The sequence below is a fragment of the Streptococcus danieliae genome, from assembly GCF_013415245.1.
In the GTDB taxonomy this organism is placed as follows: Bacteria; Bacillota; Bacilli; order Lactobacillales; family Streptococcaceae; genus Streptococcus; species Streptococcus danieliae_A.
Map to the genome: position 1 here is coordinate 1 of NZ_JACBXX010000149.1, position 16,464 is coordinate 16,464.

Here is a 16,464-nt window from a genome sequence, read left to right on the forward strand (position 1 = left end):
AATCGTTATGTATCAGCACAAGATATAGCTTTAGAACTGGCCAATTATAGCCCTGTGTTGATGGAAACTTGGAACCTTTATCAACTGCTACTTGGATATTTTAAGGAAAGAAATGCGGACTACTTTTTTGACTTGATTCGAGAGAGCCAAAATTCAGAGCTCCTCCCTCAAAGCTTTCGTGATAAGCTAGCTTTTCTTTTAAAGAAGGAAGAATCTATCCGTCTAGCCCTTTCTGTGCCTTACAATAATGGCCTCGTTGAAGGAACTAATAATAAAATTAAGCTTCTGAAGCGCTCTGCTTTCGGCTATCGGAAACATGAGCATTTATTTGCCAGAGTTTACTGGATGCAATCTCCTGCTGTCCACTCTATCTAAAAATCCTCCCCTCTAAGGAGGGGAGGGCGTGTATCATAGGCTTCTGAAGAATTAGAAGAAATGCGCAACCTAGTGGTGAAAAGATTCCAAGCTTGCCAGCTTGGAATCGGGGGGAGTCGGGAAACTTCGGTTCCCGACTAAGGCATGGAACTCGTTAGAGGTCGCTGCCGTCCCCCACCACAGGGGAAGCATCTCATAGAAATTCGAAAGAAGCCAGGGTACAGTCATTAAAAAGCTACAATTATCAAATTCCATGACTATCGGTTTTCAGGAATTCCACACAACTTGCAAAAGAACCTTATTAAGCACAAGGAGACTGACTGCGGTTGGTCTTTTTTTGCATTTTAGCCTATAATATAGTTAGTCATTGAAGTTCGCTATCTCATTTAGAAGGGGGTGTCTTTATGAATCTGAAAAATTTTTTCCGTCGTATCTTTTATGCCTTTCTGGCAGTCTATTCAATCCCTCTGTTTCTATCTGTTTTTAAACATTTTTTTAGTGGTAATTATGTTCAAGCGGTTTTGAATCTTGTTTTTTTACTGGTGATCATTTTAGTCCTTCTTGATTGGTATTTTCCAATGAAATGAAAATTGGGAATGGATTTGTAAAATTGAATAAGTAGTTATTGAAAGGATTGAGTCTGGGATTGTCTAGGATTCGGTCCTTTTTTTATTTTTTTGCTACAGTTGTAACAAAAGACCAGGGGCTTTTGAGATCGATTCCCAATAATGAGACGATTTGTGGTAAAATGGTAAAGAATGTAACACAACATTCACTATAAAAATATGAGGTGAAAACATGGTAACAATTGTTTTGTTTGTTTTTGCCGTCATCATTGGTTTAGGAGTCGGAAGTGTCATTGGTTTAAAAGCAACAACCAAGAAGCAAGAAGAAGCAGAATTGACACTTTTAAATGCTGAGCAAGAAGCGACTACAGTTCGTGGTCAGGCGGAACGAGAAGCGAAATTATTTATAAAGGAAGCCAATCGTGAAGTCAAGGCCCTTAGAAAAGAAGCTTTGCTAGAGGCAAAAGAAGAAGCTCGGAAATATCGAGAAGATGTTGCCGCTGAATTCAAAACAGAACGTCAAGAGTTAAAGGAAATTGAAAGTCGTTTGACCCAACGAGCGGGAAACTTGGATCGTAAAGATGAAAAGTTAACCCGTAAAGAAGAATTGTTGGATCAAAAAGAACAAGCTCTTGATGGTCAATCTAAACAAATTGATGCACGTCAGGAACGTGTTGCCGCTCTGGAATCAGAGGGGCGTGCAGAGTTGGAACGGATTGCTAGTTTAACTCCAGAACAGGCTAAGGCACAGATTTTGGAAGAAACAGAAGTGAAGCTAACATCTGAGATTGCCGCACGAGTTCGGGAAGCTGAATGGGAAATCAAGGAACGTTCCAACAAAGTAGCCAAGGATATCTTGTCACAAGCCATGCAACGAATGGCAGGTGAGTTTGTCTCCGATCAGACCAATGCCATTGTTCATTTACCGGATGATAATATGAAGGGACGGATTATTGGTCGTGAGGGTCGAAATATTCGCACCTTTGAAAGTTTGACCGGAATTGATGTCTTGATTGACGATACTCCAGAAGTGGTTGTTCTTTCAGGTTTTGATCCGATTCGACGTGAAATTGCGCGAATGACCATGGAAGCTTTGATCAAAGATGGTCGGATTCATCCAGCCCGGATCGAGGAGCTGGTTGAGAAAAATCGTGTGGAGATGGACCAACGCATTCGGGAGTATGGTGAAAATGCCGCTTTCGAAATCGGAGCTCCCAACCTGCATCCAGACTTGATGAAGATGATGGGGCGCTTGCAATTTCGAACTTCCTATGGACAGAATGTCCTCCGGCATTCCATTGAGGTTGCTAAGCTTTCAGGAATCATTGCCAGTGAACTGGGTGAAAATCCGACTTTGGCTCGTCGTGCTGGTTTCCTACACGATCTTGGAAAAGCGATTGACCGGGAAGTGGAAGGTAGCCATGTTGAGATCGGGACCGAGTTGGCGCGGAAATACAAGGAGCATCCAGTGGTCATCAATGCGATTGCCAGTCACCATGGCGACGTTGAGCCAACATCGACCATTGCTGTGATTGTAGCAGCGGCTGATGCACTTAGCGCAGCGCGTCCAGGTGCTCGTAGTGAATCCTTGGAGAACTACATCCAACGCTTACGTGACTTGGAGGATATTGCGACTGAATTTGAAGGTGTTAAATCAAGTTTTGCCCTCCAGGCAGGTCGTGAGATTCGGATTATGGTAAATCCACAACAGCTGAAGGACGATCAAATGACCGTCTTGGCTCATAAGATTCGTGAAAAAATCGAAGCGAATCTGGAATATCCAGGAAATATCAAGGTAACCGTCATTCGCGAAACACGCGCAATCGAGTATGCCAAATAATACTGATAAGGCTAGGACAAAAGTTCTTAGCCTTTTTCGCAACCTCTCATATCTATGGTTGTGAAAACCTGTTGAAAAAGGGAGGCTTTTTTGGTAGACTAGGTTTTAAAGACAATGAAGGAGAACTCATGGCTGATCGTGGCTTATTAATAGTTTTTTCCGGTCCATCCGGTGTAGGTAAAGGGACCGTTAGACGAGAGATTTTTGAAAGTTCAGAGAATCAATTTCAATATTCTGTGTCCATGACGACTCGCGCACAAAGACCTGGAGAGGTCGATGGAGTAGATTATTTCTTCCGAACTCGCGAAGAGTTTGAAGAATTAATTCGTCAAGGCCAAATGTTGGAATATGCAGAATATGTTGGAAACTACTATGGAACTCCCTTAAATTATGTAAACGAAACCTTGGATAAAGGCATTGATGTCTTTTTAGAGATTGAGGTTCAAGGAGCACTCCAGGTTAAGCAAAAAGTGCCGGATGCGGTCTTTATCTTCCTGACCCCACCTGATTTAGATGAATTACAGGGGCGTTTGGTTGGCCGAGGTACAGATTCAGCCGATGTTATTGCCCAACGCATAGACAAGGCTAAGGAAGAAATTGCCCTGATGCGGGAGTATGATTATGCGATTGTCAATGATGAAGTCTCCCTCGCTGCCGAGCGTGTGAAGCGTGTAATTGAAGCGGAACATTTCCGTGTGGACCGTGTGATTGGCCACTACCAAGACATGGTTCGTGACACTGTAACCGTTCGCTAAACTGTTAGAAAAAAGGTATCCCTAATATGATGTTGAAACCCTCTATTGACACCCTTCTTGATAAGGTGCCATCGAAATATTCACTAGTTATTCTTGAGGCCAAACGGGCCCATGAATTAGAAGCCGGTGCGAAAGCGACACAAGATTTCAAATCGGTAAAATCAACCCTTCGTGCTTTAGAAGAAATTGAAGCAGGAAATGTTGTAATCCACCCAAACCCAGAAGAAAAACGCGAAATGGTTCGTTTGAAAGCTGAATTAGAGCGCAAACGCCAAGAAGAAGAAGAAAAGAAAATTAAAGAACAAATCGCCAAAGAAAAAGAAGAAGGCGGAAAAATCTAAGATACCAGACCTAGAGGTATTTCAGAAGTTATCAGTGAGGGAGCCAGTTGGGACACGGATTAGGAAAGGTCCCAAGGTCTCCCTTTTTGAGCCTTTTAAGGAGGAAATATGTGGATCCATGTCATTGTAGACGTCCCAACGGGCCAGACGGATCATCCCTTTACTTATCGGGTACCTGCCCAGTGGCAGGCAAGTGTTAAGGTGGGGGTTCGGGTCCACGTTCCTTTTGGGATTGGGAACCGGTTAATTCAAGGGGTTGTAGTAGCTCTTGATGTTGAGCCAACTGAAGGGTTTGACATTAAGGATATTGCAGCGGTTTTGGATGAAGAACCCGTGCTGACTGCCGAGCAATTGTGGTTGGTGGAGCAATTACGTCATCAGGTTTTTTCCTTTAAAATCCAACTCTTAAAAACCATGATGCCCAGTCTCCTCCAATCCCAGTATGATAAACTCTACCAACCGACAGAGGAGCTTGGAGCAGAGGCACGCCGGCGTTTGTTTCCAAATGGAACAGAGCGCCAGGCTTCAAAAATGAATCCGGAGGAGCTGGCAGAAATCCAAAAATTGGTTGCTAAAAAGCAGGTTGAAGTGAAGTATCTAGCCTCGGATCAAGCTTCTCTAAAATATGAAAATTGGTATCGGCCAGTCCCTGAGGTTCTGGAATCCCTTGTCATCAGCAAACAAGCCAAACGACGTTTGGAGGCCAGGGACTATCTTTTGCAGATGTCTGATGAGGGGCGTTTGGCAGACTTTAATAAAGAATTTTCTAGCGCCATTGCCAAATATTTCCGAGAGGCGGGAGCGATTGAAGTATATTCTAAAAGCATTTCTCGCTCAGCTAGTTTTTTTGAGGGGGTGGAGCCAACCCAGCCTCCAGTTTTAAATTCCCAGCAGGCTGAAGCCAAACGCTTGATTTTGGGGCATGTTGGCGAGAAGAAGACCCAGCCGGTGCTCTTAGAGGGGATTACGGGAAGTGGAAAAACGGAAGTTTATCTGCAGGTGATTGAACAGGTTCTCAAAGATGGGAAAAATGCCATTGTCCTAGTCCCAGAGATTTCCCTAACCCCACAGATGACCAAGGGCTTTATTGCCCGTTTTGGTCATCAGGTGGCGATTCTCCACTCGGGACTATCCGCTGGCGAGAAATATGACGAATGGTGGAAAATTGCGCATGGCCAAGCCCGAGTGGTGATTGGGGCCCGGTCGGCCATCTTTGCTCCGCTGCGAAATATTGGCATTATTATCATTGATGAGGAACACGAGTCTAGCTATAAGCAGGATAACAATCCCCGTTACCACGCGCGGGAAGTGGCTCAGTTGCGAGCTCAGTATCACCAGGCTGCCCTGGTTCTGGGGTCCGCAACCCCGAGTCTCGAATCCCGGGCGCGTGCTTCCAAAGGAGTTTATGACTTTGTGGCTTTAAGTCAGCGGGCCAATCCCTTGGCAATGATTCCGTCGGTTGAAGTTATTGATTTGCGGGATTATCGGACGACCAAGGAGGATCGAAATATTAGCCCGCCTCTCTTGGAGGCCTTGAAAGAGACTCTAGGACGAGATGAACAGGCAGTGCTGATGTTGAACCGCCGTGGTTACTCGAGTTTCATGATGTGTCGGGTTTGTGGCGAGGTCGACACCTGTCCCAACTGTGATATTTCCTTGACCCTGCATTTATCCACGCGCACCATGAATTGCCATTATTGTGATTTTCGCAAAGGTATTCCACAAACCTGTCCCAACTGCCAGAGCCAGGATATCCATTATTATGGTACTGGGACGGAAAAAGCGCAAAAAGAGTTGGAGCTTCTGTTACCAGAAGCGCGTGTCTTGCGGATGGATGTAGACACCACTCGGAAAAAGGGAAGTCATGAAAAAATCTTGGCTAAGTTTGGAAAAGGGGAGGCTGACATTCTACTTGGAACTCAAATGATTGCAAAGGGTTTGGATTTCCCTAATGTGACCTTGGTAGGAGTCCTCAATGCAGATACGGGTATCCATTTGCCCGACTTCAGGTCGTCAGAACGAACCTTCCAATTGTTAACCCAGGTGGCGGGTCGGGCTGGACGGGCTACCAAGCCGGGGAAGGTCTACCTCCAAACCTATAATCCAGACCACTATGCCATCCAATACGCCTCCAAACAAGACTATGAAGGCTTTTACCAAGAAGAAATGCGGATTCGAAAAATGGCGGCCTACCCTCCCTATTTTTATACGGTTGCCCTCCATTTTTCCCATAAGGATCCTAAACTTGTGGAAAAAATAGCCTACCAAGCACTTGGAACCTTGCGACAGTTTCTGAGTCCTAATGCCATTCTTTTGGGGCCGACGCCATCGACGATTAGCCGGACCCATAACTTGTACCACTATCACATTATGATCAAATACCGGCAGGAACCACGACTAGAAGCCGTTTTAAACCATATCCTAGAGATTAGTCAGACAAAAGAATTTCAAGCGGTTCGACTCACCATTGACCACGAACCCCAGTAACGAGAAAGGAAAAAGCGATGAAAATAATTTTTATGGGGACCCCTGCCTTTGCGGCGACAGTCCTAGAAGGTTTGTTAGGAGATGATCGGTACCAGATTCAAGCAGTTGTAACCCAACCGGATCGCTTGGTCGGGCGTAAACGGGAGTTGAAGATGACTCCTGTCAAAGAACTAGCCCTGGCCAACGACTTGCCTGTGTACCAGCCGGAGAAACTTTCAGGTAGTGCAGAGTTGGAGGAGCTGATGACCTTAGATGCAGATGGGATTGTCACCGCAGCCTTTGGCCAGTTCCTACCTACCAAACTATTAAATGCTTTTGATTTTTCTGTGAATGTCCACGCCTCCCTCTTGCCTAAATACCGTGGTGGAGCACCGATCCATTATGCCCTCATCAATGGTGATGAAAAAGCCGGAGTGACCTTGATGGAGATGGTCAAGGAGATGGATGCTGGCGATATGATTGCCCAGGATTCACTTCCGATTGAAGAGAGTGATACAGTTGGAAGCCTATTTGAAAAATTGGCGATTCTAGGTCGGGACTTGTTACTGGCTCAGTTGGAACCCTATGTTCAAGGAGCTCTCAAACCGATTCCGCAAGATCCAGCCGAAGTGACTTTTTCTCCCAATATTCAACCAGAAGAGGAGCGCTTGGACTGGAACAAGACGGCAGTTCAAGTCTTTAACCAGGTTCGGGGGATGAATCCTTGGCCTGTAGCGCATACCTATTGGCAGGATCAACGCCTGAAAGTTCATGCCGTTAAGGTGGTGGATGGCCAAGGTCCTGCCGGAGCGATTATTTACCGTGATAAAAAAGCCCTCCATGTAGCAGCTGGAGAAGGAGCCATTGCTTTGGAAGTGGTTCAACCTTTCGGTAAAGGCAAGATGACTGTCCAAGACTTTTTGAATGGTCTAGGACGCGATGTGAAAGTAGGCGATCGATTTGAGTAAGCAAGTAACCGCTCGGTCTCTGGCTTTGGAGATCCTTGAAGCTGTTTTGGATCAAGGAGCCTATGCCAACCTGGCGCTTCATAAAGCCCTGCAAAAAACCTCCTTATCTTCTGCAGATAAGGCCCTGGTAACAGAACTTGTCTATGGCACCCTAACCCGCAAGATTACCTTGGAATGGCACCTGTCCTTTTTTGTCGAAGATCGGGACAAATTAGACTCGCCCATTTATCCTGTTTTGCTGATGACCTTGTATCAGATGCTTTATTTGGAAAAAATTCCCAATCGGGCAGCCATCCACCAGGCAGTGGAATTGGTCAAAAAAAGACTACACCCTGCAGCCAGCGGTTATGTTAATGCCATTCTTAGAAAAATTGAGAGTCAGGGATTGCAAGACCCGGCTAAGATTAAACGCCTCAATAAACGTCTATCTATCCTCTATTCCCTACCCGTCTGGCTGGTTCGCGACCTGCTTGAGGAATACGGGAATGAGCGTGGAGAGGCGCTGATGGAAAGTCTCCTCTGGAAAAATCGTGCCAGCTTACGGGTTAAGGATCTAGCTGAAAAAGACCGGCTCAAGGAATTACTAGGAGCCAGAGATTCAGAGATTTCTCCCTTTGGTCTGGTCAAGGATCAGGGACAGTTTGCAGCTAGCCAGGCCTTCCAAGAAGGTCTGGTTACCATCCAAGATGAATCGAGTCAATTAGTAGCTCCAACCCTAGCCTTGGAAGGTTGGGAAAGAGTCCTTGATGCCTGCAGCGCGCCGGGAGGAAAAACAACCCACATTGCGACTTATTTAGACCAGGGCCAGGTTACTGCCCTAGACCTTTATGACCATAAACTCGCTCTGATTGAAGAAAATGCACAGCGACTAGGTCTGGCAGATCGGATTCAGACCAAGCGCCTGGATGCTCGAGAGGTTCATAAGGCTTTCCCTAAAGGAAGCTTTGATAAGATTTTAGTGGATGCTCCCTGTTCCGGGATTGGTCTCCTGCGTCGGAAACCAGATATCCGCTACCGCAAGAGTCGTGAAGATTTGGACCAGCTGCAAGAAATCCAATTGCAGATTTTGGATAGCGTTTGTCAAACCTTGCAGGAAGGTGGTATAATAACGTATAGTACTTGTACAATTTTTTCAAAAGAAAATCAGCAAGTTATCCAAAAGTTTTTAGAAGGACACCCTGATTTTGAACAGGTTCCTTTAGTTCATCCTAAGACAGAGATGATGGTAGATGGCTGTCTTCTAATCACACCCGAGTTGTTTGGGACGGATGGATTTTTTATCAGCCAACTAAGAAAGAAATCCTGATTGAAGGAGGAAATAATAAGACATGGAGATTGCATTGTTGACAGACGTAGGGCAGAGACGCTCTAACAATCAAGATTTTGTCAATCAATTTCGCAACCAAGCGGGAAATCCTTTAATTGTATTAGCAGATGGAATGGGCGGACACCGAGCAGGGAATATCGCCAGCGAAATGGCCGTGACCGATTTGGGGGCAGCCTGGGTTAACACGGATATCAATTCCATTGACCAGATGCGTTCCTGGTTTGAAACCCACTTGGAAGAAGAAAATAAAAAAATCCATGCCATGGGGCAAGAAGAAGAATTTCGCGGTATGGGGACAACCCTAGAAGCGGTTGTAATTATTGGCAATCAAGCCGTCTTTGCCCATGTTGGGGATTCTCGTGTGAGTATTTGGAACCAGCAAGACTACATTCAACTAACCAGTGACCATTCCTTGGTGAATGAATTGTTAAAAGCAGGTCAGATCACCGAAGAGGAAGCTCGGAATCATCCGCAGAAGAATATTATTACCCAATCAATTGGCCAACAAGATCCTGTAAAACCAGACATTGGTTTGGTGGTCTTGCAAGACGGAGACTATTTGGTTATTAATAGTGACGGTTTGAGCAATATGGTGACCAACCAGCAAATCCAAGAGGTCTTGGCTGCTGACTTAAGCTTGGATGAAAAGGCCAAAACACTGGTTTACGCGGCTAATGCAGCAGGAGGTTTGGATAATATTTCTGTCGCTCTTGTTCGTTACCAAGAGGAGGCCCAGCCATGATTCAAATCGGAAAAATCTTTGCCGGCCGTTACAAGATCATGGAGCAGATTGGTCGAGGCGGGATGGCCGATGTTTATCTGGCCAAAGACCTCATTTTAGATGGGGAAGAGGTCGCCGTTAAGGTCCTGCGGACCAACTATCAGACAGACCCTGTTGCTGTCGCTCGTTTTCAGCGAGAAGCCAAGGCGATGGCGGAATTGGACCATCCCAATATTGTTCGCATCACCGATATTGGTGAGGAGGACGGCCAGCAATACTTAGCGATGGAATATGTTTCCGGACTTGATTTGAAACGTTACATCAAGGACAAGGCGCCACTCAGCAATGAAGAAGCTGTTCGAATCATGGGAGAAATCCTTTTGGCCATGCGTTTAGCCCATATGCGAGGAATTGTTCACCGGGATCTAAAACCTCAGAACATTCTGTTGACCAAGGGCGGGACGGTTAAGGTGACCGACTTTGGGATTGCCGTAGCCTTTGCGGAGACGAGTTTAACCCAAACCAACTCCATGTTAGGGAGTGTCCACTATCTTTCCCCAGAGCAGGCGCGTGGTTCCAAGGCGACGGTTCAGTCAGACATCTATGCCATGGGAATTATTTTCTATGAGATGTTGACAGGCCATATTCCTTATGATGGCGACAGTGCGGTGACCATCGCCCTTCAACACTTTCAAAAACCTCTGCCTTCTATTCGGGCGGAGAATTCCCGCGTGGTCAATCCTGTTGAAAACATCGTGATTAAGGCCACAGCTAAGAAATTAGAAGATCGTTACAAAACCGTCGCGGAAATGTATTTGGACCTTTCAACCAGTCTTTCCTATGAGCGGCGCAATGAACCGATTTTGCATTTTGCCGAAAAGGAATCCGAAGTTAAAACCCTTCCGAAATCAACAGCAGCTCCGAAAGTAGCACCGGTTCCGGCTAGGTCTGTTGAACCTGCTGTGAAAAAGGACGAGCCTGTAGAGCCACGGCCACGTCCGCAACTCAGTAATAAGAATAAGGCTACAGCTGCTCCAAAAATGAAGCATAAACGCCGTATTCGGATGCGGTATAAGGTGGTCTTTGGAGCCTTTATCCTGGTGGTGTTAGCGGTCTTATCGCTCATTTTTTTAAGTCCATCGTCGGCTATTATTCCGCAAGTTGAAAACATGCCTCTAGCGGATGCGCGGAATCAGATTGAGAAGGCGGGCCTTGTTGTTGGGAATGTTTCGGAGGAAGCTTCCATTGACATTGAGCCTGGCAATGTGATTCGGACCAATCCCAAGTCAGGAACTCAAAGACGCGAGGGATCGACAGTTGATTTGATTGTTTCTGCAGAAGGAACCCGTTTTAAGATGGAGAACCTGGTCGGCAAGTCCTTAAGTGAGGCAGAGCGGATCCTTCGCGAAGAGCACCAGGTGCCGGATCGCTTGATTCAAATTGAAGAAGTTGAGGATAGTTATGAGGAAGCTGGCACTGTTTTAGCCCAAACGCCTGAGGCGGGGACAGAGTTTGATCCAACGGGACGGACGAAAATTGTGCTACAGGTGGCCCAGCAAACGACTTCTATTGAAATGCCAGACTTTACCAATATGACCTATCGTGATGCGCGTGATACCTTGATTAATTTGGGCGTTCCCGTCAATCGGATTAGTCGCCGGGTTACCAATGATCTAACTGCAACCCAGTCAGACATCATTGTCCGGCAAAATCCTCTAGCAGGAAATATTATCGATGTCAAATCCGCTCATATTGAGTTGACAGTTGCTGCGGTTGTGCAGAACCAGACGATTTATCCGTCTAGCTCCAGCAATCCCCCTAGCACATCCTCACTACCAACAGTTTCAGAGTCAGAAGAAACGATAGAAACTTCGGAATCATCTGTTGAATCCTCATCTAGCAGTCGGACTGAATCTAGTTCGAGCCTTCCAGATGAGGAATAAGCAAAAGAGGGGATTAGATTGGAGTTGGCTCCGCAATCAACTACTGCATCAAAGTTATTTTGCGAATTAAAAAACAAGAGGCTAGACTTTTGTCACAGCCTCTTGTTTTGCTTGTTCAATCGGGGTTGTGACTGTTCTTGTGTCAAGCGATTTGATACAATGAGAAGGTAAAGGAGCCTTGTGATGAGAAAAATTCATTTTTTTGTGTTAATTGAGTTGATCCTGGTGACGCTTGCTCTTTTAACCATGTTTTCAGATGATGTAACACGAGGGGTTTGGTTTCTAATTCTTTGTTTGTTGCTGTATCACTATTACCGAGTGGATAGTCAATCCAATTTGCTGGTTGTTGCTCTATTTTTGTTTTTCTTTTTGGCGATGAGCATTAATCCCTTTGGGATGGCAGCCATTGTTTTTGCCATTGTTTATGGATTTACAGCGACCCTTCCCTATCTCTACCGGGAGCACCGTTCCCAGTCTAGCGGTCTTCAGGTGCCGGGGGAGAAGACAAGGAATACCTGGATTGGGGATCTGTCCTATTTCTTAGGCGAAGATCAGTCCTTTGAAGACTTGCACCTTGTCCGCTTTAGTGGGAATGATACCATTTATTTGGACGAGGTTGTTTTGGGGCAGGAATCCAACCTAGTCCTCATTCAGAAGGTTGTGGGTGATATCCGGGTCTATGTTCCCATTGATATTGCGGTTGATCTATCGGTGAATACGCTTTATGGAGATGTTAAATTTTTCGAGGATCACTATAGTCTTCGAAATGAGCACTTGCGGGTTAGTAGTCCCGATTTGGAGAAGGCCAATCGCTCGGTTAAATTGGTCTTCACAAATCTCCTTGGCAACGTCGAGGTGATTCGGCGATGAGAAAAGGAATCTACTTTTTTATCTTTAGTGCAACCTTTGGCCTACTTTTTTTCTTAATTATAAAATTTTTAGAGGTATTGAACTATAACTGGGCTGAGATCTGGTTAAGGGATTGGATTGGTCTCCAGATTTTGGCCATGTTGGTTGTCCTGTCTCTAGGTGCCGTTGCCTTGGCTTTCTTGGCACAGGTTTGGCGGGCCCAGACCATTCGGGCACGTCTGCATCCAGCCTTGGAACAGATTCGAAAAGGCCAGACCTACACCAGTTTGGATGATCCTGTTCTGGACTCGGACCTACGAGCCTTAGGCCAGTCCATTCACAGCTTGCAACAGAAACGGCAGGAAACAGAGAATGAGAATTTGGTTGAAAAAGCTAAGGTTGTCACCCAGGAGCGTCAGCGGATTGCCCGGGATCTCCATGATACGGTGAGTCAGGAACTCTTTGCGGCTAGCATGATTGTGTCTGGTTTGCGGCAGTCAAGCTTGGATGCAGCTGGTATTCAAAAGGAGTTGCAGGGGGTAGAAGGGATCCTCAATACTGCTCAAAATGATTTGCGGATTTTGCTGCTACACCTACGGCCGCGGGAATTGGAAGGACGGAATCTGGTGTCCGCCTTGGAAACCTTGTTAGCCGAGGTGGAAGAAAAGAGTCTTTTGAAGATTCGCTTAGAGGTGTCAGTCGACCAGCTGCCTTCGGAAATTGAAAATCATTGCTATCGGATTGTGCAAGAATTTATCAGCAATACCTTACGCCATGCTCAAGCTCAACATTTGGAAGTCTACCTCAAACAGACAGCTGGCCAATTACAATTGAAAATGGTGGATGATGGCTTGGGCTTCAATCAACAGGAGAATAAAGAATTCCATTACGGACTAGCCAATATGGAAGAGCGGGTGGAAGATATGGCTGGTCGGATGACCCTCAGAACAGCTCCCTATCAGGGAGTCGCGATTGATATTCGCATACCAATTTTAAAGGGAGAGCAAGATGAAAATTCTATTAGTGGATGATCACGAAATGGTCCGCTTAGGACTTAAAAGCTACCTTAATTTGCAGGTAGATACCTTGGTGATCGGCGAAGCTAGTAATGGGAAAGAAGGTTTGGAATTAGCTTTGGAGCTACGGCCAGACGTCATTGTGATGGACCTATTAATGCCAGACATGGACGGCATTCAAGCCACTCTTTCGATTTTGGAATCCTGGCCCGAGGCCAAAATCCTGATTTTGACTTCCTACCTGGATAATGAAAAAATTTATCCAGTACTGGAAGCAGGAGCCAAGGGCTATATTCTAAAAACATCTACAGCTGATGAAATTTTCAGTGCCATTCGGCGGGTGTCTCTAGGAGAAATGGCGATTCAGACTGAAGTGTCACAAAAGTTTGAACACCATCGTCTCAATCGTCCCTTGCATGAGGACCTAACCCCGCGCGAGCGTGACATTCTAGCGCTTTTAGCTAAGGGCTACGAAAATCAGCGCATCGCCGATGAACTTTTTATTTCATTAAAAACAGTTAAAACACATGTATCAAATATTCTTTCGAAATTAGCGGTTAGTGATCGCACGCAGGCGGTTATTTATGCCTTTCAGCATCATTTAGTGCAATCGGACGAGGATTGGTTATAGGAGTGAAGATGAATACAAAAACAAAATACAAGGCAAAAAAAATCAAGGTTGTTTTTTTCGATATCGATGATACCTTACGCGTTAAGGAAACGGGCTTTGTTCCGGATTCGGTTCAACGTGTTTTTGCGGATTTGAAAAAAGCTGGCATTAAGGTGGGGATTGCGACAGGGCGCTCACCGCTTGGTCTGGTCCCAGAAATCCGGGCTTTAAAACCAGATTATTGGGTGACCATCAATGGTGCCTATGTTGAAGATGCTAAAGGAGAGGTGGTTGCGAGTCAGCCGATTGCAGAAGAACAAGTTGTAGCCTATAAAGCCTGGGCAGCACAAGAGGGAATCGCATTTGGTTTGGTTGGGAAAGATCAGGCTAGTCTGTCTGAGCGTTCGCCACTAATTAATGAGGCCATCGACATTATCTATCCTGATTTAGCGATTGATCCGAACTTGGATCAAAAAGAAGCTATCTACCAAATGTGGACCTTTGAGGATGAAGGACAGGAGTTAGCCCTACCGGAAGACTTAGCTCAAGACCTCCGCTTGGTTCGTTGGCATCCGAATTCCTGTGATGTGGTTATTAAGGAGATGTCAAAGGCAGTTGGCGTTGAAAAAGTCCTGACTAGCCTCAACCTCAAACCGGAAAATCTGCTTGTTTTTGGAGACGGCCTCAATGATCTAGAATTATTTGATTTTGCTGGCTTGGCAGTTGCCATGGGAGGAGCCCTGGACTCCGTCAAAGACAAGGCCGACTATGTGACCAAAACCGTTGAGGAAGACGGCATTGAGCATGCCCTGGTTGAAATGGGCTTGATCCCCAAAATCCTACAGTTTCCACAATTGGATTTGTCGCAAGTAAAAGGTCCGGTGGTTCAGCTGGAAACCAATCTTGGGACCATGAAGATCCAGCTGTTCCCAGATCACGCTCCCAAAACCGTGGCTAACTTTTTAGCCCTAGCCAAGGACGAGTATTATGAAGGTGTGACCTTCCATCGTATTATCGAAGACTTCATGATCCAAGGTGGTGATCCAACCGGTACTGGAATGGGCGGGGAATCCATCTATGGTGGTGAATTTGAAGACGAATTCCACGAGGAACTTTACAATCTACGGGGAGCCTTGTCGATGGCCAATGCTGGCCCTAATACCAATGGGAGCCAATTCTTTATTGTTCAAAATACAGGCGGTACCTACAATAAAAAAGAATTGGAACGAGGCGGCTGGCCAGCTCCGATTGCCCAATACTATGCTGAAACCGGTGGGACTCCTCACCTGGATCGCTGCCATACCGTATTTGGCCAACTAGTGGATGCTGCTTCACTGGAAGTTCTTGATAGCATTGCCCAAGTTGCTGTTGATTCCATGGACAGACCACTAGAACCCGTAGTGATTTTGAAAATTGAGGTAGAGGAATGAGGATTGGTGAAAAATACAGGGGGGTTGTGAGCGGGATTCAACCTTACGGAGCCTTTGTAGAACTTGAAAATGGCAATACCGGCCTCATCCATATTTCAGAGATTCGGACGGGTTTTATTGAGAACATTGGCGAACTCCTCAGCGTTGGCCAATCCATTACGGTCCAAGTTGTCGATTATGATGAGTACACCGGTAAGGCCAGCCTATCCATGCGAACCTTGGAGGAAGAGAAACACCGTTTTCCGCGTCGCCGTCGCTTTACTAACGATCGTTACAAATCAGGCTTTCGTCCCTTGAGAAAGAACCTGTCTCACTGGACCCAAGAAGCCTTGGACTACCTTCGAAATCAAGAAGATTAGAAAAAACGCCGTAGATTCGTGTTTGCAAAACACGGACCTGCGGCGTTTTGGTGTGTCATCAGTTGGGAGTCCCTAGTCCTGATGTTCGTATAAGGGTTGCGGAATCTCGACCTCGCGGACCCCACCCTCCTGATAGCTTACCTTGCCTTGGTAAAAGTCTGTCAAGTCAGCTTGGATTGCTTGTAGATTTTCCTTATCTAAATAGAGCAAGGTTTGTACCTTGTCGGTGAACTGGGTGTCGAACTCCTCCAATTCATGTTCTTTAAGGAAGTTGCCATATTCTTGGTACTGGGAATAACTAAGTTCAACCTGCAGGCTAGTCTGTTCCTTGCGTTGCACAATGCCCAATTCCTTGATCGCCAGCGCGACACTGGAAGCATAAGCCCGAATGAGCCCGCCAGCCCCTAACTTAATCCCTCCAAAGTAGCGGGTGACCACAACACAGACGTTGGTCAGGTCATGATTTTCCAAGACCCCCAGCATGGGGACACCAGCTGTTCCACTCGGTTCGCCATCATCACTGGACCGCTTGATTTCGGATTTTTCCCCAACAATAAAAGCTGAGCAGTTGTGGGTCGCCTTGTAGTGCTCTTTCTTGACCGCTTGAATAAAGGCGCGGGCCTCTTCTTCACTTTCAACCCGCTTGGCCTGGCAAAGGAAGCGAGATTTTTTAATGTCTTGTTCGGCAGCGCCGTCCTGAGTAATTGTTCTAAATTCCATAATTCTATTGTAGTAAAAGTAAAAAAGAATGCAAGTTTTTTCGAATAAAGACACGACAAACGCATGAAGAAAAGCAGAGTTTGTAAGTTTTCAGAAACCGATAATTATTCGAAAAAACTATCTCTTAAGTCTATAATTAACATAGGAGGTGGTTTTATGAATCTCTTAATTACCTATT

General features: G+C 45.8%; 16 protein-coding genes. 15 read left to right on the plus strand and 1 reads right to left on the minus strand.

All coding sequences use genetic code 11. The annotated features are described in order from the left end of the window. The 15 genes from HZY94_RS07175 to HZY94_RS07245 all read left to right on the plus strand — a co-directional run. Positions 1 to 375 (plus strand): transposase (locus HZY94_RS07175; protein WP_179925620.1); only part of this gene is annotated, 375 nt, incomplete at its 5' end. Between the two features lie 404 nt (positions 376 to 779). Beyond that, entirely contained in the window at positions 780 to 962 is a 183-nt protein-coding gene (locus tag HZY94_RS07180; protein WP_179925621.1) for a hypothetical protein, read from the plus strand. Positions 963 to 1,173: 211 nt separating this feature from the next. Next, positions 1,174 to 2,781 (plus strand): ribonuclease Y, encoded by a 1,608-nt coding sequence (locus HZY94_RS07185; protein ID WP_179925622.1) that lies wholly within the window; start codon positions 1,174 to 1,176, stop codon positions 2,779 to 2,781. Positions 2,782 to 2,909: 128 nt separating this feature from the next. Beyond that, positions 2,910 to 3,536 carry a guanylate kinase gene (gene gmk, locus HZY94_RS07190; protein ID WP_160332720.1) on the plus strand — a complete coding sequence of 209 codons (627 nt, stop codon included), beginning with the start codon at positions 2,910 to 2,912 and terminating at the stop codon, positions 3,534 to 3,536. A gap of 26 nt (positions 3,537 to 3,562) precedes the next feature. Further along, positions 3,563 to 3,877 carry a DNA-directed RNA polymerase subunit omega gene (gene rpoZ, locus HZY94_RS07195; RefSeq protein WP_179925623.1) on the plus strand — a complete coding sequence of 105 codons (315 nt, stop codon included), beginning with the start codon at positions 3,563 to 3,565 and terminating at the stop codon, positions 3,875 to 3,877. Between the two features lie 108 nt (positions 3,878 to 3,985). Beyond that, entirely contained in the window at positions 3,986 to 6,364 is a 2,379-nt protein-coding gene (locus HZY94_RS07200; RefSeq protein ID WP_179925624.1) for a primosomal protein N', read from the plus strand. 17 nt (positions 6,365 to 6,381) lie between these two features. Further along, positions 6,382 to 7,311, plus strand: a complete 930-nt coding sequence (gene fmt, locus HZY94_RS07205; RefSeq protein WP_179925625.1) for a methionyl-tRNA formyltransferase — start codon at positions 6,382 to 6,384, stop codon at positions 7,309 to 7,311. After that, positions 7,298 to 8,617 (plus strand): 16S rRNA (cytosine(967)-C(5))-methyltransferase RsmB, encoded by a 1,320-nt coding sequence (gene rsmB / locus HZY94_RS07210; protein ID WP_179925633.1) that lies wholly within the window; start codon positions 7,298 to 7,300, stop codon positions 8,615 to 8,617. The genes fmt and rsmB overlap by 14 nt, the downstream gene beginning before the upstream one ends. 22 nt (positions 8,618 to 8,639) lie before the next feature. Further along, the gene (locus tag HZY94_RS07215) at positions 8,640 to 9,380 is read left to right on the plus strand and encodes a Stp1/IreP family PP2C-type Ser/Thr phosphatase (protein ID WP_179925626.1); all 741 of its coding nucleotides are present in this window, start codon (positions 8,640 to 8,642) and stop codon (positions 9,378 to 9,380) included. Continuing rightward, positions 9,377 to 11,302, plus strand: a complete 1,926-nt coding sequence (gene pknB / locus HZY94_RS07220; RefSeq protein ID WP_179925627.1) for a Stk1 family PASTA domain-containing Ser/Thr kinase — start codon at positions 9,377 to 9,379, stop codon at positions 11,300 to 11,302. Before HZY94_RS07215 ends, pknB begins: the two co-directional genes overlap by 4 nt. Before the next feature lie 183 nt (positions 11,303 to 11,485). Beyond that, positions 11,486 to 12,172, plus strand: a complete 687-nt coding sequence (liaF, locus tag HZY94_RS07225; protein WP_179925628.1) for a cell wall-active antibiotics response protein LiaF — start codon at positions 11,486 to 11,488, stop codon at positions 12,170 to 12,172. Next, positions 12,169 to 13,182 carry a sensor histidine kinase gene (locus tag HZY94_RS07230; protein WP_179925629.1) on the plus strand — a complete coding sequence of 338 codons (1,014 nt, stop codon included), beginning with the start codon at positions 12,169 to 12,171 and terminating at the stop codon, positions 13,180 to 13,182. Before liaF ends, HZY94_RS07230 begins: the two co-directional genes overlap by 4 nt. Next, positions 13,160 to 13,798 carry a response regulator gene (locus HZY94_RS07235; RefSeq protein WP_160333288.1) on the plus strand — a complete coding sequence of 213 codons (639 nt, stop codon included), beginning with the start codon at positions 13,160 to 13,162 and terminating at the stop codon, positions 13,796 to 13,798. The genes HZY94_RS07230 and HZY94_RS07235 overlap by 23 nt, the downstream gene beginning before the upstream one ends. Before the next feature lie 8 nt (positions 13,799 to 13,806). Further along, the gene (locus HZY94_RS07240) at positions 13,807 to 15,207 is read left to right on the plus strand and encodes a Cof-type HAD-IIB family hydrolase (RefSeq protein WP_179925630.1); all 1,401 of its coding nucleotides are present in this window, start codon (positions 13,807 to 13,809) and stop codon (positions 15,205 to 15,207) included. Further along, positions 15,204 to 15,566 carry a S1 RNA-binding domain-containing protein gene (locus tag HZY94_RS07245; protein ID WP_179925631.1) on the plus strand — a complete coding sequence of 121 codons (363 nt, stop codon included), beginning with the start codon at positions 15,204 to 15,206 and terminating at the stop codon, positions 15,564 to 15,566. Before HZY94_RS07240 ends, HZY94_RS07245 begins: the two co-directional genes overlap by 4 nt. A 72-nt stretch (positions 15,567 to 15,638) precedes the next feature. Here the strand turns inward: HZY94_RS07245 and HZY94_RS07250 are convergent, their stop codons facing one another. Beyond that, positions 15,639 to 16,286 carry a YigZ family protein gene (locus HZY94_RS07250; RefSeq protein ID WP_179925632.1) on the minus strand — a complete coding sequence of 216 codons (648 nt, stop codon included), beginning with the start codon at positions 16,284 to 16,286 and terminating at the stop codon, positions 15,639 to 15,641. Between the last annotated feature and the right edge of the window lie 178 nt (positions 16,287 to 16,464).